Raw genomic sequence first — 21,411 nt, 5'->3', positions numbered from 1 at the left:
CATTCCTCGCTTAAGCCGCGCTTGCGGAAAGTCGACGTTCGGCCATGCGTTCGGCCGTGTTGAGGGCCGCGCTGGTCATGATGTCGAGGTTGCCGGCATAGGCCGGAAGATAGTGGGCGGCGCCTTCGACCTCCAGGAACACCGAGACCTTCAGGCCGGCCATCCGGCCGATGCCTGGCAGGTTCGGGGCCTCCTCGAGCCGGTCGAACTGCACTTCCTGCTTGAGGCGATAGCCCGGCACATACTGCTGCACCGCGGCCGCCATCTCGGCCACCGAGCGGCGGATCGCGTCCTGGTCGGCGTCCAGGACAGTCATGCAGTAGACCGTGTCGCGCATCATCAAGGGCGGCTCGGCCGGATTGAGCACGATGATGGCCTTGCCCTTGCGCGCCCCGCCGACCTCCTCGATCGCGCGCGAGGTGGTCTCGGTGAATTCGTCGATGTTGGCGCGGGTGCCGGGGCCGGCCGAGCGGCTGGAGATCGAGGCGACGATTTCGCCGTACGCTACCGGCGCCACGCGCGCCACCGCCGCCACCATCGGGATGGTGGCCTGGCCGCCGCAGGTGACCATGTTCACGTTGGGGGCGTCGAGGTGGGCGTCGCCGTTCACCACCGGGACGCAATAGGGGCCGATCGCCGCCGGCGTCAGGTCGACCATGCGGATGCCGGGCTTGAGTTGCCGCAGGAAGGCGTCGTTGTCGACGTGGGCCGAGGCCGAGGTGGCGTCGAACACCACATCGATGTCGGCGAAGACCGGCATCCGCGTCAGGCCTTCCACGCCTTCGTGGGTGACCGCCACGCCCATGCGCGCCGCGCGTGCCAGGCCGTCGGAGTTCGGGTCGATCCCCACCATCGCCGCTATCTCGATATGGCGGCCATGGCGCAGGATCTTGATCATCAGGTCGGTGCCGATGTTGCCCGATCCGATGATCGCGGCCTTGAGTTTCTTGCTCATCGCTTGAGTCCTTTTATTTGTCTGCTTATTCGCCGAATACCGCACGTACGCTGCCCAGCCCGTCGATCTGGGCCGTGAAGCTGCCCGGCCCGGTCACGGCGACCATCGGCCCGAGCGCGCCGGTGAGCAGCACATCGCCGGCGCGCAGGGGCGTGCCGAGCTTCACCATCGTGTCGGCCAGCCACATCGCTGCATTCAGCGGGTTGCCGAGGCAGGCGGCGCCGACGCCCTGCGACACCTGTTCGCCGTCCTGCTGCATCGTCATCCGGCAACCGGCCAGGTCGAGCTGATCCAGTCGCACCGGGCGCGAGCCCAGCACGAACAGCGCGCTCGAGGCGTTGTCGGCGACGGTGTCCACGAAGCGGATGTCCCAGTTGCGGATGCGGCTGTCGACCACTTCGATCGCCGCCAGCGCGTAAGCAGTGGCGCCCAGGATGTCGGCGAAGCTGTGCTTCTCGTGGACCAGGTCGTGTTCGAGCACCAGCGCGATCTCGGCTTCGACCTTCGGCTGGATCAGGCGTCCCAGCGGGATGGTCTCGCCGTCGCCGTAGGCCATACTGGCGAACAGCGCGCCGAAGTCCGGGCGATCCACGCCCAGCTGGCGCTGCACCGCGAGGGAGGTCAGGCCGATTTTGCGGCCGACGATGCGCTCGCCGCGCGCCAGGCGCGCTTCCACGTTGGCCTGCTGCACGGCATACGCCAGTTCGGTATCGTCGGGCCCGATCTCGCCGCGCACCGGGGCGACCGGCTGGCGTCGTTGTTCCGCCTCGCGCAGCCTGGCCGCGAGGGTGTCGATGAGTTGTGGGGAGGTCAAGGCTTTCTCCTTTGCTTGTCCGGTTTATGCCGCCGCGAGGGGGACGGCGTGCATGGCCCCGAAACCCGCGATCCATTCGGGAATCGGACGATAGAAATCGATCGACGCACGGTAGGGGCCGCAGGCGGACAGCGCGCCGAAGGCGGCGACCCAGGTGCGGATCTCATGCGCCGACTTGCCGCCGTCGCGGGTGATGGCCGCGTCGGTCATGCCGTCGACCGCCGGCAGTTCGCCGGCCAGGCGCTCCAGGAAGGCGCGGTCCCACTCCGGGTTGAGCGGGCGCATGCTGCTGGTGCCGGCCGCGAATGCCTGGGCGGCGGCGACGGTGCGCTCCTGGCGCTGGCGGCGCGCCTCAAGCGTGGGGTTACGGCCGTCGATCAGGCGGTTCGCCAGTTCCGCGTTCGCGCCCGCCAGTTCCGGCACCGGCGGCTCGTGCGAGATGCCGCCGGAACCGACCACCAGCACCCGCTTGCCGGTCCGCGCCAGGAAGCGGCCGATCGCCTCGCCGAGCAGGCGCGCGCGGCGCAGGCTGGCCATCGGCGGGGCCACCGAGTTGATAAACACCGGAATCACCGGGTAGCGGTCCAGCGCGCCGGTCAGCACTTCCAGGGCCTGGGCACAGCCGTGGTCGACCTGCATCCGGTAGGACAAGGCACAATCGAGGTCGGCGGCCAGCACGCTCTCGGCCAGTTCCCTGGCCAGCGAGCGCGGCACGTCAAGCGGTCCGGCCAGGCTCCGGTAGTCGCCGATCGAATCGGCCGCCGCGCCGATGCAGAACGGCGGCATCATGTCGTAGAAGAAGCCGTTGTAGTGGTCGGGGGAAAACACGACCACCAGTTCCGGGTCGTAGGCCAGCACGCGCTCGCGCGCCGCCGCCTGCACGCGCTCGACCTCGGCCAGCACCTCCGGCGCCGGATCGAAGTAGCCGCGCAGCGGCGTATGGGACAGACATTCAAGATGGATGGGCATGTCAAACTCCAGCCGTCAGGAGACGGATCAGTCAATATGTCGGCGGCGGTGATCCGCTTGGGAGCATCGCCGTTCAGGGGTGCTCAGGCCGGCTGGGCTTCGCCTGCCGCCTTGGCCAGCGCGCGCAGCGCCTGGTCGGGGTCCTGCAGCACTTCCGGCGCCAGCCGGGCGCGCCGGTCCACCAGTTCGCGCGCGCTGCGCATCTCGCGACCCAGGTTGACGGTGATGGCGCCGACCAGCGCGCCCTCGGCATCCAGCCCGAACAGCACGCAGGGCGGCGCGCCCAGGTCGCCACGCACGATCCAGCGCGGCGCCGCCATGTCGCCCACGCACTGGACGTTGTAGCCGCACTGGTCGGTCCAGAACCAGGGCGCGCATTCCGCTTCCAGCGGCAGGCCGAGCATGGCGCGCGCCGCCGCGATGCCCTGCTTCTGGGCGTTTTCCCAGGTCTCGCGGCGCGGCTGGCCGCGCCGCACGGCGACGTCGCCGGCCGCGTAGATGTGCGGGCTCGATGTCCGGCAGCCGGCGTCGACCACGATGCCGCCGTCGATCTCCAGTCCGGCCCCGAGCGCGAGCGCGATGTCGGGCTCAACGCCAATGCCGTAGATGACGGCGTCGGCGAGGATGCGGGTGCCGTCCTGCAGTTCCAGCACGATGTCGCCGTTCTCGCGGCGCGCACTGTCGACCCCGGCGCCGAAGCGCAGGCTCACGCCGCGGCGGCGGTGCGCATCGCACAGGAATCCGCTCAGGAGCGGCGGCGCGCAACGGCCCATGGCCGCGCGGGCCGGCTCGACCACGGTCACGCGTGCGCCCAGGTCGACCGCGCTCGAGGCCAGTTCCAGCCCGATCACGCCGGCGCCGACCAGCACGATGCGGCGCCCCGGGCGCAGCTCGGCGCCGAGCCGGCGCGCGTCGTCGAGCGTGCGCAGGGTATGCACGTTCGCGCCGAGCGCATCGAGCACCGGCAGGCGGCGCGCGCGGGCGCCGGTCGCCAGCAGCAGCTTGTCGTAGGCGATGTCCTGGCCGCCGGCCAGGCGCAGGACGCGCGCCAGGGGCTCGAGCGCGAGCGCGGACACGCCCAGTTTCAGCTCGATGCCCTGCTCCTCGTAGAAGCCCTCCGGGTGCACTGCGCAGCGGGTGTCCTGCGGACGCAGCAGCACGTCCTTCGACAGCGGCGGGCGCTCGTAGGGCGGATGGGGCTCGTCGCCCACCAGCAGCACGCGGCCGGTGAAACCCTGGCGGCGCAGTTCCGCCGCGGCATTGGCGCCGGCCTGGCCGGCACCGACGATGACATGGACGGGACGATTCATGGTGTCGTCCTCACAGATGCAGGCCGCCCGCCACGTGGCGGATGCCGCGGATGCCCAGGCCGGCATCGGCATTGATCATCACGCCGCTCAGCACGCGGTTGTTGGCGGTCGAGGCCAGCATGACGTAGGGACCGGTGAAATCGGCGGCATCGGGGAAGAACTGCAGCGGCAGGATGCCGGCGATCGCCTCGGGCGAGCGCGAATCCATGATGCGCTTGCCTTCCTGGCCGAGCGCGGCCGGGCCGCGCAGGTCGCTCGCCATGCCGCATGGCGCGACGCCGTTCACGCGTACCTTGGGCGCCAGCTCATATGCCAGCTGGCGCACCAGGCCCACGGCGGCGTGCTTGCTGGCGGTGTACAACGGACCGCCCCCGCCCGGGTAGAATGCGGCGTTGGAGAGCGTGAAGATCATGCTGCCCTCGCTCTCGACCAGGGCCGCGGCGGCGGCCTTGGCGCCGAGCAGGTAGCCCTTGACGTTGACCGGGAACAGCTCGTCGAAACCCTGGTCCAGCTGCTCCGGGGGCAGGTCCATCAGGCCCGCGCCATGATCCCAGATCGCGGCGTTGCCGACAAAGGTGTCGAGCTTGCCGAAGCGCGCGAGCGTGGCGGCCACGGCGCGCGCATTGTCGGCGAACAAGCGCACGTCGCCCTGCACGGCGACCACGTCGGCGCCGAAGCGCGCTTCCAGCGCGGCCACCTTGTCGGCGCAGCGCTCCAGTACGCCCACCCGGCAGCCCTCCACCAGGAATCGCTCGACCAGCGCCAGCCCGAGCCCGGAGCCGCCGCCGGTAATCAATGCCACCTGGCCGCGCAGCCAGCCGCCCTCCTGCGGCGCGCGCATCACGCGGCCTCCGGGAGTTCGATGTAGATGTTGCCGTTGACCACGGCGACCGGGAAGGTGCGCAGCGGCTCGGTGGCCGGCTGGCACAGGGCCGCGCCGGTCTTCAGGCAGAAGCGCGCCGCATGCAGCGGGCACTCGACCGTGCCGTCGTCCTCGACATAGCCTTCCGACATCGAGGCATTGCCGTGGCTGCAGCGGTCGGCCAGGGCGAATACTTCGCCGTTCGAACGGAACACGGCGAGCGCTTCGTTCGGGCCGTCGATCTTGATCGCCCCGCCGTCCGGCAAGGCCTTGTCTTCGCAAACGAGAATACGTGTCATGGCTGTCAGAAAAGTACGCTGAGGTTGTGGGTGGTCAGGGTGGCCTGGTCGAGCACGATCTCGCGGCGGCAGATCTGCCAGCCCGCGGCGGTCTCGGCGCGGCGTACCCGGTCCATGCGCTTGCCGGCATAGAGCGCCTGGTCGCGCTCCTTCTGGGTGCGGTACAGCAGGTAGTTCAGGCGGATCTCGAATTCGTCGGGGTTCTCCGTGGCGCGCACCACCAGGTTGGTGACCAGGTGCCGGGTCCGCGACGGCGGCTCCTCGGCCCAGGCCATGCCGGTCTCGAGGCGCGCGATGCGCCGTTCGAGTTGCGCATGGGTGTCGTTGAAGATCCAGGTGGTGGGCGGCTGCACGCCGCGCCGGCGGTCGCGCGTCTGGGCGTTGGACGTGGTGCGCATGGTGTACTCGATGTCCTGGGCCAGCAGGTCCAGCCAGTCGCGGAAGCGCCAGTCGTCCAGCAGCTCGGCCTCGTGGTACAGGAACTGCGCGATTTCGTGGTGCAGTTCCATCGGCACGCGGGGCATGCGATCGGTGTCAGCCATGCTTGAGCACCTCCTCGTCGTAGGCGCGGGTGCGCTCGTGCACCTGCTCCCAGCTGTCGCAGGCCAGCAGGTCGGCCCAGCGGCGGTACATCGCGCGCGCGGCCGTCTCCGAAAAGATGTAGTTGGTCACGCCGGGGATGCCGTCCTCGCGTTTCTTTTCATTGCCGATGCCCATCTCGACCACCAGCTTGGTGGCGCGCGCACGTTTGCCGCGCAACACCTTCTGGATCTCGACCCAGTTCTCGGAATCGTCCTGCTCGAGGAAGCCCGCGGGACCGAAGGCGCGCGTGGCGCTGCGTTCGAAGGCCTGCTTCACCTCTTCCGGGGCGTCCTTGTCGGCGATGCAGAATGCCCAGACTTCCACCTGGTTCGGGCCGCGCGGGTGCCAGACCCGCAGCGTGGCGGTGCCGTTCAGCCACGACATGGTGGGGAACATGTTGTTGTGGCCGGCCAGGCGCAGGGCCCGCACCTTGCCCAGGCGCTGTTCGGCCTCGGCATAGGTGTCGCGGTAGTATTGCGACACCATGCCGTCCACCCAGACGTTGGCGTCCGGTTTTTCGGTGAAGAAGAAGCCGCTGCCGTGTCCGGCCTGGCCGTACTGCAGCGCGTCCTTGGCGGTCTCCCAGACGGGACGCGCGGTCTGGCCGGCGCCGAGCGCCTTCTCGGCGGCATCGGGCTTGGCGCCCAGCACCTGCACCGCCGAAGCGTGCGAAAACAGCGCGTGATACTGGTCGCTGGCGAACTGTTCCGCCGGCAGCTTCCAGTTGCAGTCGATGACCCATTTCTGCACGCCGCCGACGATCTCGGTGCCGCCCGAGCGGCGGTCCAGCACGCCGTCCAGATACCAGGCGATGTCGCCCATGTATTCCCCGAGGTCCGGGGCCTCCGGATCCCAGTTGCCGAAGATCAGGCCCTTGTACTCGACCACCCGCGTCACTTCCTGCAGGCCGAGCTTTTCCTTGCACAGGCCGTGCGGATAGGCGCGCTGTTCCAGCGGCACGTCGACCAGGCTGCCGTCGGTGCCGTAGGACCAGCCGTGGTAGGGACAGGTGAAGGCACGGGTATTGCCGCAGTCGGCGTGGCTGACCCGCATCGAGCGGTGACGGCACTGGTTCAGGAAGGCCTTGACCGAACCATCCTTCTGGCGCACCACGATGATCGGGTCTTCGCCCATATAGGTATTGAAGAAGTCGCCAGCCTTGGGGATTTGGCTGACATGGGCCAGGAACAGCCAGCAGCGGCCGAAGATGCGCTCCAGTTCCAGTTCATACAGTTCGGGGTCGGTATAGATCGACGATGCAACCCGGCCAGTCCGTGCGTCGACCAGCGCATCGAAGTCGATGACTTTTTCAGACATTTTGCGTCTCCTCTACGAGGCTTCATGGTTGAAGAACTTCGCCATATCATCGTAGGAAGACCCCCATCTGTATAATATTTTGTTTGTCGCTTTTAAGACGTTTTAGCGATAACACAGCAATCGCCCCGGAGGAACCCATGGAATTGCGCCACCTGCGCTATTTCGTCGCCGTCGCCGAAGAACTCAGCTTTACGCGTGCGGCCGAACGCCTGTGCACGGCCCAGCCCTCGCTGAGCCAGCAGATCCGCGATCTCGAAGAACAAGTGGGAACACTGCTGTTGTCGCGCACCCGCCGCAAGGTGGAACTGACCGACGCCGGCCAGGTGTTCCTGACCGAGGCGCGCCTGACGCTGGAGCAGGCCGAGCGGGCCGTGATGCGGGCGCGCCATGTCGGACGCAAGGGCAATTCGACGATCAAGATCGGTTTCGTGCCGGCCGCCGAGGTCCGGATCTTCCCGGCGATCCTGCCGCGCCTGCGCATGCGCCTGCCCGAGCTGAGCGTCGAGCTGCGCAGCAACCCCACCATCGAACAGGAGAAGATGCTGCTCGATCACGAGGTCGACATCGCTTTCCTGCGCAAACCGGTCCTGTCGGCCGGCATCGCCAGCCAGGTGGTCCTGCGCGAAGCGCTGGTCGTGGTCCTGCCGGCCGCGCACCCGCTCGCACAGTTCCAGGAGATCGCCCCCGAACAACTCGACGGCGAAGCCTTCGTCCACACCGATCCGCTGTATTCAGGCGAGCTGTACCCGATCGTTGAAGCCTATTTCGCCCAGCATGGGGTGCGGCCGAAAGTGGCGCAGGTCGCCACCAATGCCCTCCTCAACCTGAACCTGATCGGCATGGGCCTGGGCATCGGCCTGCTGCCGGACTACGTCACGGCGCTGACCAACCCCTCGATCTGCATCCGGCCGCTGGCGGGAACGGCGCCGGAAATCGATCTCCTGATGGCTTGGCGCGCCGGCGACGACACGCCGGCTCTCGCGGTGCTGCGCGAACTGGTGGCGCGCCACGCCGACGTGCGTGGCGGGCCGGCACCCTAGCCGGCCACCCGCGCCGCCAGCTCCTCCGCCTCTTCCATCCGGCGCAGGACCTCGGCGAAGGACATCGGCTGCCCGAACAGCCAGCCCTGCGCGTACTGCACCCCGTGCCGGAGCAGGAAGTCCGCCTGGGCCTGGCTCTCCACCCCTTCCGCGATCATGCGCAGTCCAAGGTCGCGCGCCATGGCGATGATGTGCCCGACCACCTGGCTGGTCGGGGCGCCGGTGCCGATCGCCTCGATGAAGCTGCGGTCGATCTTCAGGTAATCGAGCTCCAGCGTTTCCAGGTAGGACAGGCTCGAATAGCCGGTGCCGAAATCGTCGATCGCGATCGCGAAGCCGTGCCCGCGCAAGGCGCCCGAGGTCTCGCGCGCGACCACCGGGTCGAGCATGCCGCGCTCGGTCACCTCGAGGATGATGCTGGACGGATGCGCGCCCATCTGCTCGAGCGTCGCCTGCAGCTTGTCGAGGAAGTCGGGCGAATGGAAGTCGGCCGGCGCGACGTTGATACCGATATGAAAGTCCGGATGGCTCTCCAGGTAGAAGCCGGTGTCGCGGCAAACAGCTCCAGCACCTGGTGGGTCAGCCTGACGATGGTCTCGTCCTGCTCGGCGATGGGAATGAACAGCTCGGGCATGACGATCTCGCCGGTGGGCCGGCGCCAGCGCACCAGCGCTTCGACGCCGATCATGCGGCCGCTGCGCAGCTCGACCACCGGCTGGTATTCCAGGAAAAATTCCTTGCGCCGCAGCGCGCTGCGCACGGCATAGGGCAAGGCCATCTGCTGGCGCGCCAGGTACAGGATCGCGCCGGCCAGCGCGATGCCGGCGAGCATGCCTACCGGCACCAGCCGGGCTGCGAAATCCTGGGAACGGTCTTCCAGGTAGTGCAGCGGCACGGCGGCGATGCCGACCGTCCCGAAGGCCGAGGAACGCACTACAGCGACGACGTGGCCATCTTCCTCGAACACCACCTCGCGCGCGCTGCCGAGGCGTTTCGACCAGCCGGGATCGATATGGCCGCGGGCGCTGATCGGCGCGTAGAAATCGAGCGGCACCACCGCCAGCGACACGTCGGGCTCGCTCTTGGCGGTGTCGATCGGCAATTGTGCGTGAAGGATGGCGGCGTAGCTGCCGTACTGCAAGACCAGGAAGGCATACTGGGGCGCGAAGGGGAAGCGGACGTCGGTGCGCACCACGGCGCCGGTGGCGCTGCGATAGGCGGGTACGCCCAGGTCGAGCACGCGCGCGCTGCCGACGATGGACGAACAGGGCATCTGGTTGCCCTCGACGTAGCCGACCGCCTGGATATAGGTCGAGCCCAGGTCGATCTCGCGCATGAGGTCGATGTTCGCCGGCGCACAGGGTGCGTCCGTGTACGGGGCCAGCCGCTTGACGGCCGCGGCCACCTGCGCGGCGGTCTCGTCGCCGCGCATCACGACGTCGCGCGCGTAGCCGAGCGCATGCGTGCTTTCCGCCTTGAAGGCTTGCCGCTGCGACTCCTCGATGGCGAGCAGGATCGGCCCGCCGATCCCGGCAATCGCCAGCAGGAGCGTCAGCAGAACGACGGCGGTCTTTTTCATGTTTCCCTGCGCACGGGCATGAAGGGGATGCTGCGGCAGTCCCATACTACAGACGCCGCGCGCGGCCCGCAATCCGCACCGGGCGCCTGACACGCCCTTGTACCGCCGCCGATACGGCATGCAGTAGCGTGAGCCCACCCTACTGCCGGGCACGCTATGCTGCATAGCAATATGAAAAGGACTTCGTGTGCGCGGCCGTTCGCCTTATCATGCTTGCCGCAAGTCACCTTACAAAGGGGAAGCGTTTATGAGTCAGAGTAAGCCTCTGTCGCTGCATGTACCGGAGCCTACCGGCCGCCCGGGCTGCAAGACCGATTTTTCGTACCTGCAATTGAGTCCCGCCGGCGCCATCCGGCGTCCGCCCGTCGATGTGGCGCCGCTCGATACGAGCGACATTGCCACCGGCCTGATTCGCGTCCTGGACGAGAACGGCGACGCCGTCGGTCCCTGGGCGCCCGAGGTCGATCCCGAACTGCTGCGTTTCGGGCTGCGCACCATGATGAAAACCCGCATCTTCGACGCCCGCATGGTCATCGCCCAGCGCCAGAAGAAGATGTCCTTCTATATGCTCTCGCTCGGCGAGGAAGCCCTCGGCACGGCCCAGGCGCTGGCCCTCGAGGACGGCGACATGCATTTTCCGACCTACCGCCAGCAAAGCCTCCTGATCGCCAAGCAGGTGCCGCTGGTGGAGATGATCTGCCAGCTGCTGTCCAACGAGCGCGACCCGCTCAAGGGCCGCCAGCTGCCGGTGATGTACTCGGTGCGCCGCGCCGGCTTCTTCTCGATTTCCGGCAACCTGGCCACCCAGTACCCGCAAGCGGTGGGCTGGGCGATGGCATCAAGCATCAAGGGCGATACCAAGATCGCCTCGGCCTGGATCGGAGACGGCGCCACCGCCGAATCCGATTTTTCCACGGCCCTGACCTTTGCCCACGTGTACCGCGCGCCGGTCATCCTCAACGTGGTCAACAACCAGTGGGCGATCTCGACCTTCCAGGCGATTGCCGGCGGCGAGAGCGTCACCTTCGCCACCCGCGGCATCGGCAGCGGCATCGCCTCGCTGCGCGTGGACGGCAACGATTTCCTGGCCGTGCTCTCCGCTTCGCGCTGGGCGGCCGAACGCGCCCGCTCGAACCTGGGCCCGACCCTGATCGAATGGGTCACCTACCGCGCCGGCCCGCACTCGACCTCGGACGATCCTTCGCGCTACCGCCCGGCCGACGACTTCCAGCACTTCCCGCTGGGCGACCCGGTCGCCCGCCTGCGCCAGTACCTGACCAAGCAGGGGTGGTGGTCGGACGAAGAGCACGAGCAGGTCCAGGCCGAGCTCGAAGCGGAAGTCCTCGCGGCCCAGAAAGAGGCCGAGTCCTACGGCATCCTGGGCGACGAGCGCGCCCCGAGCGCCGCGACGATGTTCGAGGACGTGTACAAGGAGATGCCGGAGCACCTGCGCCGGCAACGCCAGGAACTGGGAGTATGAAGATGGCGCGAGACGACATACCGAAAGAAACGGCAACCATGCCGATGACCATGATCCAGGCGCTGCGCTCGGCCATGGACGTGATGATGGAACGCGACGACAACGTCGTGGTGTACGGCCAGGACGTCGGCTTCTTCGGCGGCGTGTTCCGCGTCACCGACGGCCTGCAAGCCAAGTACGGCAAGTCGCGCGTGTTCGACGCGCCGATCTCGGAAGGCGGCATCGTCGGCACCGCGGTAGGCATGGCGGCGTATGGCCTGCGCCCCGTCATCGAGATCCAGTTCGCCGACTATTTTTATCCGGCGACCGACCAGATCGTGTCGGAAGCGGCGCGCCTGCGCTACCGCTCGGCCGGCGAGTTCACCTCGCAGATGGTGATCCGCATGCCCTGCGGCGGCGGCATCTACGGCGGCCAGACCCACAGCCAGAGCCCGGAAGCCTTCTTCACCCATGTGTGCGGCCTGCGCACCGTGATGCCGTCCAACCCCTACGACGCGAAGGGCTTGCTCATCGCCTCGATCGAGAACGACGATCCGGTGATCTTCCTGGAGCCCAAGCGCCTGTACAACGGCCCCTTCGACGGCCACCACGACCGTCCGGTGGTGCCCTGGTCCGGCCATGCGCTGGGCAACGTGCCGACCGGCTACTACAAGGTCGACCTCGACAAGGCCAACATCGTCCGTCCCGGCAACGACGTCACGGTGCTGGCCTACGGCACCATGGTCTGGGTATCGGAAGCCGCGGCGCGCGAAAGCGGCGTCGACGCCGAGGTGATCGACCTGCGCAGCATCTGGCCGCTGGATCTGGAGACCATCGTCAATTCGGTCAAGAAAACCGGCCGCTGCGTCATCGTGCACGAGGCCACCCGCACCAGCGGCTTCGGCGCCGAGCTGGCGGCCCTGGTGCAGGAACACTGCTTCTACCAGCTGGAGGCGCCGATCGAGCGCGTCACCGGCTGGGACACCCCGTATCCGCATGCGCAGGAATGGGCTTATTTCCCGGGGCCCGACCGTGTCGGCGCGGCCCTGAAACGTGCGCTGGAGGGTAAGTAACATGGGCATTCATGTCATCAAGATGCCGGACCTGGGCGAAGGCATCGCCGAGGTCGAAGTCGTCGCCTGGCACGTGCAGCCGGGCGACACGGTCAAGGAAGACCAGGTGCTGGCCGACGTCATGACGGATAAAGCCACCGTCGAGATTCCTTCGCCGGTCGCCGGCACCATTACCAGCCTGGGCGGCGCGGTCGGCCAGTCGCTGGCCGTGGGCGCGGAACTGATCCGCCTGGAGGTCGAAGGCGCCGGCAACTTCACCGGCGAGAAGGCGAAACAGGAACCTGTCAAATCCGCCGCCGCCACGGCGCCGGCAGAAGAAGTCGCGGAACCGCAGCTGGAAGCGGTGGCGCAGGCGGAGAGCCCGGCAGGCGCGCAGGCTCGAGCCTCTGCGCCGGCGGCCCCGCCGCCGAAGCCGGCCGCAGCACCGCAACGCAGCTACCAGAACGGCCCGGCGCCGATGCGCGCCGAGGGCGAAAAGCCGCTGGCTGCGCCGGCCGTGCGCCAGCGCGCATGGGACCTCGGGATCGAACTGCAGTTCGTGCACGGCAGCGGCCCGGCGGGCCGCATCCTGCATTCCGACCTCGACGCCCACGTGTCGGGCCGCCGCGCAAGCGCGCAAGGCACTGGACGCGACGAGCGCTATGCCAAGCGCGAGGGCGAACAATCGGCGCCGGTCATCGGCCTGCGCCGCAAGATCGCCGAGAAGATGCAGGAAGCCAAGCGCAACATCCCGCACTTCACCTATGTGGAAGAAGTCGACGTCACCGAACTGGAAGCGCTGCGCACCCAGCTCAACGCCAGGTATGGCGCCGAGCGCGGCAAGCTGACCTTCCTGCCGCTCCTGATGCGTGCGGTGGTGCTGGCGCTGCGCCAGTACCCGATGATGAACGCGCGCTACGACGACGCCAACAACCTCCTCACCCAGTTCGAAGGCGTGCACCTGGGCATCGCCGCCCAGACCGAGGCCGGCCTGATGGTGCCGGTGGTGCGCCACGCCGAGACGCTCGACCCGTGGGCAGCGGCCGCCGAGGTGGCGCGCCTGGCCGATGCCGCGCGCGCCGGCCGCGCAACGCGCGAGGAGCTGACCGGCTCCACGATCACCATCACCAGCCTGGGTCCGCTGGGCGGCATCGTCACCACCCCGGTGCTGAACCGTCCGGAAGTGGCGATCATCGGCCCCAACCGCATCGTCGACCGTCCAATGATCCGGGATGGCGCCATGGTGGCGCGCAAGATGATGAACCTGTCGTCCTCGTTCGACCACCGGGTCATCGACGGCCAGGTGGCGGCCAAGTTCGTGCAGACCATCCGCGGCTACCTCGAAACCCCGGCCACCATCTTCGTGGAGTGAAGACATGGAGACACTCAACACCACACTCCTGATCATCGGCGGCGGACCGGGCGGCTACGTGGCCGGCATCCGCGCCGGCCAGCTCGGCGTGCCGACCGTGCTGGTCGAAGGCGCCGCCCCCGGCGGCACCTGCCTCAACATCGGCTGCATCCCGTCCAAGGCGATGATCCACGCGGCCGAGGAGTTCTGCAAGGCGCGCAGCTATGCGGCCGAAACTTCGCCGCTCGGGATCTCCGCCGCCGCCCCGCGCATCGACCTCGAACGCACGGTGGCCTGGAAGGACGGCATCGTCAAGAAGCTCACCGGCGGCGTCGGCGCCCTCCTCAAAAAGAACGGCGTCAAGCTGGTACAGGGCTGGGCGACCATCCTGGACGGCAAGACCGTCGAGGTGCGCGCGGACGGAGAAAGCGAGGCCTCGGTGCGGATCCGTTGCGAGCACATGCTGCTGGCCAGCGGTTCCGAAGCGGTGGAGCTGCCCTTCATGCCCTTCGGCGGTCCGGTCATCTCCTCGACCGAAGCGCTCTCGCCCGACGGCATTCCGCAGCGCCTGGTGGTGGTGGGCGCAGGCTACATCGGCCTGGAACTCGGCACCGCCTACCGCAAGCTCGGCAGCCAGGTGACGGTGGTCGAAGCGGCCGACCGCATCCTGCCCGCCTATGACGCCGACCTGGTCAAGCCGGTAGCCGCAAGCCTGGGGCGCCTGGGCGTCGAGCTGCGCCTGGCGACCTCTGTGCTGGGCATGGACGGCGAGGACGGGCAGCAGCGCGTGCGCGTGCGCGACGCTTCCGGCGTCGAAGCCCTGCTGGAAGCGGATCGGGTGCTGGTGGCGGTGGGCCGCAAGCCGCGTACTACGGGCTGGGGCCTGGAAAACCTGATGCTCGACATGAACGGGCGCGCGGTCAAGGTGGACGACGGGTGCCGCACCTCGATGCGCAATGTCTGGGCGATCGGCGACCTGACCGGCGAGCCGATGCTGGCGCACCGCGCCATGGCCCAGGGCGAGATGGTGGCCGAGATCGTGTCCGGCAAGCGCCGCCACTTTGCGCCTGCCGCGATTCCCGCGGTGTGCTTCACCGATCCGGAAATCGTCGTGGTCGGGATGTCGCCGCTGGACGCCGACAAGGCGGGCATCGAGATCGTCACGGCCAACTTCCCATTCAGTGCCAACGGGCGGGCGATGACCATCGAAAGCACGGACGGTTTCGTGCGCGTGGTGGCCCGCAAGAGCGACCATCGCATCATCGGCTGGCAGGCCGTGGGCGGCGCGGTGTCCGAACTGGCGGCGGGCTTCACGCAGTCGATCGAACTGGGCGCGCAGCTCGAGGATATCGCCGGCACCATCCACGCCCACCCGACCCTGGGCGAAGCGGTGCAGGAAGCCGCGCTGCGCGCACTGGGGCACGCACTGCACATCTGAGCGCTGCTCCCCCGCCACCGAAGCCGCCCTACCGGGCGGCTTTTTTCTTGCGCAGCCTCCGACGACGATTTGATCCAATTGAGCACAAGGCAAACAAAATATGCATACACGGTTACATTTGCAAACATTATTTGCACATTTGTGCGTAGTGAAAAATTGCAGTTAACGTATCCCAGCTGCAATAATTGCGCCGTGCTCGGGAATCGCCCCAGCGCATCAACGACAGAAAGAGGCACATAATATGTTCAAGAAAATCGCAGCTGCCAGCGCCCTGCTCATCGCTTCCTCGGCCGCTTTTGCCGCCCAACCGACTACCTTCTACGCCGGCGGTGATGTCGGCAAGACCAAGGTCGACGACGTCTCCAAGCGCGACACCAGCGTCGGCGGCTTCGTCGGCTACAACTTCCACCAGAACTTCGCCGTGGAAGCCGGCTACCGCCGCCTGGCGGACTATGACATCTATGTCGGCAGCCCGAGCACTGCTTTCGTGCAAGGCAGTGCGAAGCTCGACCAGGCCCACCTGTCGCTGGTCGGCAGCCTGCCGCTGGACCAGAACTTCAGCGTCTACGGCCGCCTCGGCGTGAATCGCCTGGAAGCCAAGGTCAGCTCGGCCGGCTTCAGCGCCAAGGACTCCACCACCAAGGCCCTGTACGGCGTCGGCCTGAGCTACGCCTTCAGCCCGGCCGTCTCGGCCCGCCTCGAAGTGCAGAAGCCCGCCAGCGACGCGACCAACCTGAGCGCCGGCGTCGCCTTCCAGTTCTAAAGAAAGGCCTCCCCATGTTCAAGAAAATCGCAGTCGCAGCCGCCCTGATCGTCGCCTCCTCGGCCGGCTTCGCCGCCCAACCCGGCAGCTTCTATGCGGGCGCCGACATCGGCCGCACCAAGATCACCGATGTCGACGGTCGCGATACCAGCTTCGGCGGGTTCGTGGGCTACAACTTCCATCCGAACTTCGCCGTCGAACTGGGCCAGCGCCGCCTGTTCGAGCGCGACTATCGCTGGGGCAACGACGGTGCCAACGTGCGTGCCGACCAGACCTCGCTGTCGCTGGTGGGCAGCATGCCGATCGGGGAAAGTTTCAGCGTCTACGGCCGCCTCGGCGCGGCACGCATCCAGGAGCGTTTCAGCACCGGGGGCTTCACCAACAAGGATTCGACCACCAAGGCGCTGTACGGCATCGGCCTGAGCTATGCGATCAGCCCGGCGATCGCGGCGCGCGTGGAGGTGCAGAAGATCTCCCAGCAGGCGACCAACCTGAGCACCGGTTTGTCCTTCCAGTTCTGAGCGGCTTCGCCCTCGTCCAAAGCCCGGCACTGCCGGGCTTTTTTCTATTCGGCTGGACTACGCGGCGCTGCGGCGCGGCGCCGACAACACCGTGCCGAGCCGCAGCGCGGTATCGACCACGCTCTCGATCGCCGGCGCATAGCCGTTGTCGATCCAGCGCAGCGCGATGTGGATCACGCCACCGACCACCCCGGCCTGGAGCAGTTCGTCGTCCGGCGCGCCGGGCGCCGCCACGATGCGCGCCACCTCGCGCCCGATCGCGCGCAGCGCCGCATCGAAGGCCAGGTCGACCGCGCGGCTGACGCCGCGGATCTCCACCAGGAACACCCGTGCCGACTGCGGCTCGCGCTGCAGCGCGGCGAAATAGGCGTGCAGCATGGCGCGCGAGCGCGCGATGCGCCCGCGTCCCGCTTCCTTGGCTGCGCGCGTGATTTCTCCCAGCACCGAATAGGTCACGGCATTGAAGGAGTCGATCAGCAGCGCTTCGCTGTTGGGGAAGGATTCGTAGAAGTAGCGCTCGGTCAGGCCGGCCGCCTCGCAGACCGCCTTGACGGTGGCCTGGTGGTAGCCGCGCTCGCCATAGACGGCAATGGCCGCGGCAACGAGGCGCGCGCGGCGGTCGGCGCGCCGCTCCTCCTGGGACAGCCCGCGGTAAGACCGGGTGGTGGTGAGCTCTGCTTTCATGGCTACATTCTACACAGAAACTTGTTTCCAAACTTGTCACCGTGATTCTGACAATGTACAGTGTCTATATAAAAAAGACACCGAGACACCATGCGTCCACCCGCATCCGCTTCTCCCGCGGCGAGCGCTGCGCAGGAAGCCCCGCTGGACGTGCTCATCGTCGGCGCCGGACTGTCCGGCATCGGCGCCGCCAGCGCCCTGCAGCGAGGCTGCCCCGGCAAGCGCTACGCCATCCTCGAGGCGCGCGCGGCCATCGGCGGCACCTGGGACCTGTTCCGCTATCCCGGCATCCGCTCCGATTCCGACATGTACACCCTCGGCTATGCCTTCCGCCCCTGGCTGGATGCCAAGGCGATCGCCGACGGCCCCGCCATCCTCGACTACGTGCGCAGCACCGCGCGCGAGCACGGCATCGAGCCGCACATCCGCTACGGCCACAAGGTGGTTGGCGCAAGCTGGTGCTCGAAAGACGCGCTGTGGACCGTGCAGGCGCGTTTGCAGGACGGCACGACGCGCATCCTGCAGGCCCGTTTCCTCTACCTGTGCAGCGGCTACTACAGCTACGACGAGGCCTACCGCCCGCGCTTCGAGGGCGAGGAGGATTTCGCAGGGCGCATCGTGCAGCCGCAGTTCTGGCCCCAGGACCTGGACTACAGCGGCAAGCAGGTGGTGGTGGTCGGCAGCGGCGCCACGGCCGTCACGGTGGTGCCGGCGATGACCGACCGCGCACTGCATGTGACCATGTTGCAGCGTTCTCCGACCTACGTCGTCGCCCGGCCTTCGCGCTACCGCTTTGCCCAGCGCATGCAGGGCCTGTTCCCGCAGGGGCTGGCCTATGCGCTGACGCGCTGGCGCGTGCTCGGCGAGAGCATGTTCCTGTACTGGCTGGCGCGCAGCAAGCCGGAACTGGTCAAGCGCAAGATCGTCGAGATGGCCGGCCACCAGCTCGGTTCGCCGGAGGCCGCGGCAGAGCACTTCACCCCGAGCTACAAACCCTGGGACCAACGTGTCTGCGTGGTGCCGGACGGCGACCTGTTCAAGGCGATCCGCCTCGGGCGCGCCTCGGTGGTCACCGACCACATCGCGCGCTTCACCAGGGGCGGCATCCTGCTGCAATCCGGACGCGAGCTGGCGGCCGACCTGGTGGTGATGGCCACCGGCCTTACCCTGAAGCTGTTCGGCGGCGCCACCCTGGTGGTGGACGGGCGCGTGGTCGACCCCAGCCGCGCCATGTCCTACAAGGGCATGATGCTGAGCGGCGTCCCGAACTGCGCGCTGGCCTTCGGCTACACCAATGCCTCCTGGACCCTGAAGGCCGACCTGACGGCTGCCTGGGTGTGCCGCCTGCTGCGCCATATGGACGCGCACGGCCAGGCCGTCGCGGTGGTGCAGCGCGACCCGGAGGTGCCGGAAGTCCCCTTCCTCGACTTCAACTCGGGCTATGTCGAGCGGGCCCGCCACCTGCTGCCCAGGCAGGGCGCGCGCAAGCCCTGGCAGGTCTACCAGAACTACCTGCGCGACCTCCTGACCATCCGCTTCGGGCGCATCGACGACGGCGTGTTGCGCTTCGGTCAGCCGGGAGCCATGCCATGAAGCTCGCCAACCGGGTCGCCGTCGTCACCGGCGCCGGCGGCGGCATCGGGCGCGCCACCGCCTTCGCCCTGGCCCGGCGCGGCTGCCACCTGGCCCTGGCCGACATCGACGGCGCGGCCGCCAGCGAGGCAGCCAGGCAAGCGCGGGCGCTCGGGGTGCGCGCCTCCAGCCACCGCCTGGATGTGGCCGACCGCGCTGCCGTGCGCCTGCTGCCGGCCGAGGTGCTGGACCTGCACGCCCGGGTCGACCTGCTGGTCAACAATGCCGGTGTTGCGCTCGGCGGCAGCTTCGAGCAGGTGGCCGAAGAAGACTTCGACTGGCTCATGGAGATCAACTTTCATGGCGTGGTCCGGATGACGCGCGCCTTCCTGCCCCACCTCCACCAGAGCGACGACGCCCGCATCGTCAACCTCTCCAGCATCTACGGCATCGTTGCGCCGCCCGGCCAGAGCGCCTATGCGGCCAGCAAGTTTGCGGTGCGCGGTTTCAGCAATGCGCTGCGCCACGAGCTCGAGGGCAGTACGGTGGCGGTCAGCGTGGTGCATCCGGGCGGCGTGGCGACCGCGATCGTGAACAAGGCCCGCGTCCCGAAAGATGCACCGCCACAGGACATCGCGCGCGGCCGCGCGAGCGCGCAGCGCCTGCTGCGCATGGCGCCCGAGCGGGCCGGCGAGATCATCGTGCGCGGCATCGAGCGGCGCCGGGCCCGCATCCTGGTCGGCGGCGACGCCAGGTTCGTCGCCCTGCTCGAACGCCTGAGCCCAGTCCATTACTGGCAACTCCTGAAGAAAGCGAGCGCACGATGAAGCTGCACCTCCTGTTGGCCGCCCTTGGCGGCTTCGCGCTGCTGCTCCTCCTGCTGGCCGCGTTCAGCCGCCGGACGGCGCGCCGCATCGAGGCCTTCCTGCCGCCCGCCGGCGGCTTCCTCGAGGTGGAAGGCGTGCGCCTGCACGTGCGCGACGAAGGGCGCGGCCCGGCCGTCCTGCTGATCCACGGGCTCGGCGGCCAGATGGCGCATTTCAACTATGGCGCCGTGCGCGCGCTGTCGGGCCGCTACCGCGTGGTGGCGGTGGACCGGCCGGGGTCCGGCTATTCGACGCGCCCTGACGGGGTGCCGGCGGACCTGTCGACCCAGGCACGCGCCATCGCCGCGCTGATCGACAAGCTGGGACTGGAGCGGCCGACCGTGGTCGGGCATTCGCTGGGTGGCGCGACCGCGCTCACCCTGGCGCTCGAGCACCCTCAGCAGGTCGGCGCCCTGGCGCTGCTGGCGCCCCTCAGCCACGCGCCGCAGGCGGTGCCGGCCGTGTTCCGCTCGATGACCATCGAAACCGCCTGGTTGCGCCGCCTGTTCGCGGCGACGCTGGCGGTCCCGCTCGGCATCATCACGAGCAAGGGCATCCTGCGCGAGGTGTTCGGCCCGGAAAGCGCACCGCCCGACTTCGCGACCCGCGGCGGCGGCCTGCTCGGCCTGCGCCCGGCGGCATTCCTGGCCGGCTCGGCCGACGCGCAGGCGCTGGCCGGCCACATGCCGCGCATCGAAGGCCGCTACGGCGAACTGCGCATGCCTGTGCACGTGCTGTTCGGCCGCGGCGACCGCCTGCTCGACTGGCGCGCCAACGGCCAGGCGCTGGTGGACAAACTGCCGGATGGGCGGCTGCAACTGGTCGAGGGCGGGCACATGCTCCTGGTGACGCAGCCGGAGCTTACCGCAGGCTTTATCGAAGGCGTGGTCGCGGCGCGCCCGGTACTGGCAAGCTAAAATGCCTCGATGAACATCATCCAGACCCCACGCCTGCTGCTGCGCACCTGGGAAGCGGGCGACGCCCAGGCCTTCTGGGAACTGAACCAGGACCCGCGCGTGACCGAATTCCTGCCCGGCCCGCTCACGATGCCGCAAGTGGAAGCCTTCATCGCTTCGCAGCAGGATCTGTACGCGCGCAGCGGCGCCTGCTATTTCGCCGTCGCGCTGGCGGCAAGCGGAGAACTGGCCGGTTTCGTCGGCCTGAAGCGTCATGAAGCCGGGCTGCCATTCGCTCCCTGCACCGACATCGGCTGGCGCCTCGCGCCCCGCTACTGGGGTCAGGGTGTAGCCGGCGAGGCGGCGCGCGCCTGCCTGCGTTTCGGCTTCACGCAGCTCGGACTAAGCGAGATCGTCTCCTTCACGGTCCCGGCCAACCTGCGCTCGCGCGCGCTGATGGAAAAGCTGGGCATGCGCGAAGACAGCGGGGGCGCGTTCGCGCACCCGGCCCTGGCGGCAGGCCACCCGCTGTCGCGGCACCTGCTGTACCGCCTGCGCCGCCCGCAAGCGCAGGCCGGCGCCCCAAGCGCTGCCTAGCGCTCGCGCGGCGCGGTGCCCTGGTCGTACTGGTCGGAATCGGTCTGGCCGCTGGGCATGTTTCCCTGCTGGCCCGCCTGCTGGCCGGACTGTTGACTTCCTTCCTGACCCGACTGCCGGCTTGCGCCGCTACCCTTGCCGATTCCTTCCATCCCGGTCTGGATCTGGCCGCCCTGGCTGCCGCCGCTGAAGGCCTGGTCGGCCTCCTGGTGGGTGGTGTCGCCGGCGAGCAGGTCGTCGGAGCGACTGGCCGACTGCTGGCTGCCGTGCTTCGGGACCGGTCCCGCGCCCGGCCCCCCCATCTGGCCGATATCCCCGGTGCCGCCGGTGCCCATGCTGCCGGCGCTGCTGCTGCCGTCGCGGGTTACCTGGTCGTAATTGCGTCCTTTGGCGTCCTTGCCTTCGCTCTGCATCGACATGCTGGCCTCCTTGTCATGGAATATGCGTTCCATGATAGTCCGGCCGGCGCCGCGCACGAATAGTCC

At 68.4% G+C, this 21,411-nt stretch carries 23 protein-coding genes; 11 read left to right on the top strand and 12 right to left on the bottom strand.

Features of this window, described 5'->3' with window-relative positions; genetic code table 11:
• Positions 1-10: 10 nt before the first annotated feature.
• The 8 genes from YWC_RS0102745 to hcaE form a co-directional block, all read right to left on the bottom strand.
• Positions 11-955, bottom strand: a complete 945-nt coding sequence (locus YWC_RS0102745) for an acetaldehyde dehydrogenase (acetylating) (RefSeq protein WP_027864003.1) — start codon at positions 953-955, stop codon at positions 11-13.
• 25 nt (positions 956-980) lie between these two features.
• Positions 981-1,769 (bottom strand): 2-keto-4-pentenoate hydratase, encoded by a 789-nt coding sequence (gene mhpD, locus YWC_RS0102740; RefSeq protein WP_027864002.1) that lies wholly within the window; start codon positions 1,767-1,769, stop codon positions 981-983.
• A gap of 24 nt (positions 1,770-1,793) precedes the next feature.
• Positions 1,794-2,738: a 3-carboxyethylcatechol 2,3-dioxygenase gene (locus YWC_RS0102735; protein WP_027864001.1), complete on the bottom strand. Its 945-nt coding sequence runs from the start codon at positions 2,736-2,738 to the stop codon at positions 1,794-1,796.
• Positions 2,739-2,821: 83 nt separating this feature from the next.
• Entirely contained in the window at positions 2,822-4,048 is a 1,227-nt protein-coding gene (gene hcaD, locus YWC_RS0102730) for a 3-phenylpropionate/cinnamic acid dioxygenase ferredoxin--NAD(+) reductase subunit (RefSeq protein WP_027864000.1), read from the bottom strand.
• Positions 4,049-4,058: 10 nt separating this feature from the next.
• The gene (gene hcaB, locus YWC_RS0102725; RefSeq protein ID WP_036212772.1) at positions 4,059-4,889 is read right to left on the bottom strand and encodes a 3-phenylpropionate-dihydrodiol/cinnamic acid-dihydrodiol dehydrogenase; all 831 of its coding nucleotides are present in this window, start codon (positions 4,887-4,889) and stop codon (positions 4,059-4,061) included.
• Positions 4,889-5,209 (bottom strand): 3-phenylpropionate/cinnamic acid dioxygenase ferredoxin subunit, encoded by a 321-nt coding sequence (gene hcaC, locus YWC_RS0102720; RefSeq protein WP_027863998.1) that lies wholly within the window; start codon positions 5,207-5,209, stop codon positions 4,889-4,891. The genes hcaB and hcaC overlap by 1 nt, the downstream gene beginning before the upstream one ends.
• A gap of 5 nt (positions 5,210-5,214) precedes the next feature.
• Positions 5,215-5,751, bottom strand: coding sequence for a 3-phenylpropionate/cinnamic acid dioxygenase subunit beta (gene hcaF, locus YWC_RS0102715; RefSeq protein ID WP_036212770.1), 537 nt, complete (start codon positions 5,749-5,751; stop codon positions 5,215-5,217).
• Positions 5,744-7,108 carry a 3-phenylpropionate/cinnamic acid dioxygenase subunit alpha gene (hcaE, locus tag YWC_RS0102710; RefSeq protein ID WP_036212768.1) on the bottom strand — a complete coding sequence of 455 codons (1,365 nt, stop codon included), beginning with the start codon at positions 7,106-7,108 and terminating at the stop codon, positions 5,744-5,746. The genes hcaF and hcaE overlap by 8 nt, the downstream gene beginning before the upstream one ends.
• Positions 7,109-7,245: 137 nt before the next feature.
• Here hcaE and hcaR point away from each other — a divergent pair, with 137 nt between their 5' ends.
• Positions 7,246-8,148: a DNA-binding transcriptional regulator HcaR gene (gene hcaR, locus YWC_RS0102705; RefSeq protein WP_027863995.1), complete on the top strand. Its 903-nt coding sequence runs from the start codon at positions 7,246-7,248 to the stop codon at positions 8,146-8,148.
• Here the strand turns inward: hcaR and YWC_RS34030 are convergent.
• Together YWC_RS34030 and YWC_RS34025 are read right to left on the bottom strand one after the other, a co-directional pair.
• Complete coding sequence (locus YWC_RS34030; protein ID WP_267872154.1) at positions 8,145-8,654, bottom strand: EAL domain-containing protein; 510 nt, start codon at positions 8,652-8,654, stop codon at positions 8,145-8,147. The genes hcaR and YWC_RS34030 overlap by 4 nt on opposite strands.
• The gene (locus YWC_RS34025; RefSeq protein ID WP_027863993.1) at positions 8,549-9,727 is read right to left on the bottom strand and encodes a CSS-motif domain-containing protein; all 1,179 of its coding nucleotides are present in this window, start codon (positions 9,725-9,727) and stop codon (positions 8,549-8,551) included. Before YWC_RS34025 ends, YWC_RS34030 begins: the two co-directional genes overlap by 106 nt.
• 247 nt (positions 9,728-9,974) lie before the next feature.
• Between YWC_RS34025 and YWC_RS0102690 the strand changes: the two genes are divergently transcribed.
• The 6 genes from YWC_RS0102690 (at position 9,975) to YWC_RS0102665 (ending at position 16,311) form a co-directional block, all read left to right on the top strand.
• The gene (locus tag YWC_RS0102690; RefSeq protein WP_027863992.1) at positions 9,975-11,207 is read left to right on the top strand and encodes a 3-methyl-2-oxobutanoate dehydrogenase (2-methylpropanoyl-transferring) subunit alpha; all 1,233 of its coding nucleotides are present in this window, start codon (positions 9,975-9,977) and stop codon (positions 11,205-11,207) included.
• 38 nt (positions 11,208-11,245) lie between these two features.
• Positions 11,246-12,259: an alpha-ketoacid dehydrogenase subunit beta gene (locus YWC_RS0102685; protein WP_211238935.1), complete on the top strand. Its 1,014-nt coding sequence runs from the start codon at positions 11,246-11,248 to the stop codon at positions 12,257-12,259.
• 1 nt (position 12,260) lies between these two features.
• Positions 12,261-13,610 (top strand): dihydrolipoamide acetyltransferase family protein, encoded by a 1,350-nt coding sequence (locus YWC_RS0102680; protein WP_027863990.1) that lies wholly within the window; start codon positions 12,261-12,263, stop codon positions 13,608-13,610.
• A gap of 4 nt (positions 13,611-13,614) precedes the next feature.
• Positions 13,615-15,027, top strand: coding sequence for a dihydrolipoyl dehydrogenase (gene lpdA, locus YWC_RS0102675; RefSeq protein WP_027863989.1), 1,413 nt, complete (start codon positions 13,615-13,617; stop codon positions 15,025-15,027).
• A 241-nt stretch (positions 15,028-15,268) separates the two neighbouring features.
• Complete coding sequence (locus tag YWC_RS0102670; RefSeq protein WP_027863988.1) at positions 15,269-15,790, top strand: outer membrane beta-barrel protein; 522 nt, start codon at positions 15,269-15,271, stop codon at positions 15,788-15,790.
• A gap of 14 nt (positions 15,791-15,804) precedes the next feature.
• Positions 15,805-16,311: an outer membrane beta-barrel protein gene (locus tag YWC_RS0102665; protein ID WP_027863987.1), complete on the top strand. Its 507-nt coding sequence runs from the start codon at positions 15,805-15,807 to the stop codon at positions 16,309-16,311.
• A 57-nt stretch (positions 16,312-16,368) separates the two neighbouring features.
• Here the strand turns inward: YWC_RS0102665 and YWC_RS0102660 are convergent, their stop codons facing one another.
• Positions 16,369-16,995: a TetR/AcrR family transcriptional regulator gene (locus YWC_RS0102660; protein ID WP_027863986.1), complete on the bottom strand. Its 627-nt coding sequence runs from the start codon at positions 16,993-16,995 to the stop codon at positions 16,369-16,371.
• Positions 16,996-17,085: 90 nt separating this feature from the next.
• Here YWC_RS0102660 and YWC_RS0102655 point away from each other — a divergent pair, with 90 nt between their 5' ends.
• From YWC_RS0102655 to YWC_RS0102640, 4 genes are read left to right on the top strand one after another with little or no spacing between them, the layout of a single operon-like run.
• Complete coding sequence (locus tag YWC_RS0102655) at positions 17,086-18,588, top strand: flavin-containing monooxygenase (protein ID WP_051306165.1); 1,503 nt, start codon at positions 17,086-17,088, stop codon at positions 18,586-18,588.
• On the top strand, positions 18,585-19,394 hold the full coding sequence (locus YWC_RS0102650; protein WP_027863984.1) for an SDR family NAD(P)-dependent oxidoreductase: 810 nt from the start codon (positions 18,585-18,587) through the stop codon (positions 19,392-19,394). The genes YWC_RS0102655 and YWC_RS0102650 overlap by 4 nt, the downstream gene beginning before the upstream one ends.
• The gene (locus tag YWC_RS28000; protein WP_051306164.1) at positions 19,391-20,350 is read left to right on the top strand and encodes an alpha/beta fold hydrolase; all 960 of its coding nucleotides are present in this window, start codon (positions 19,391-19,393) and stop codon (positions 20,348-20,350) included. The genes YWC_RS0102650 and YWC_RS28000 overlap by 4 nt, the downstream gene beginning before the upstream one ends.
• 9 nt (positions 20,351-20,359) lie before the next feature.
• A complete protein-coding gene (locus YWC_RS0102640; RefSeq protein ID WP_036212766.1) occupies positions 20,360-20,926 on the top strand; it encodes a GNAT family N-acetyltransferase in 567 nt (188 codons plus the stop codon).
• Here the strand turns inward: YWC_RS0102640 and YWC_RS0102635 are convergent.
• Complete coding sequence (locus YWC_RS0102635; RefSeq protein WP_027863982.1) at positions 20,923-21,378, bottom strand: hypothetical protein; 456 nt, start codon at positions 21,376-21,378, stop codon at positions 20,923-20,925. The genes YWC_RS0102640 and YWC_RS0102635 overlap by 4 nt on opposite strands.
• Between the last annotated feature and the right edge of the window lie 33 nt (positions 21,379-21,411).

The sequence above is a fragment of the Massilia alkalitolerans DSM 17462 genome, assembly GCF_000427785.1.
Lineage (GTDB): Bacteria > Pseudomonadota > Gammaproteobacteria > Burkholderiales > Burkholderiaceae_D > Telluria > Telluria alkalitolerans.
This window is presented reverse-complemented; position numbering and strand designations above follow the sequence as displayed.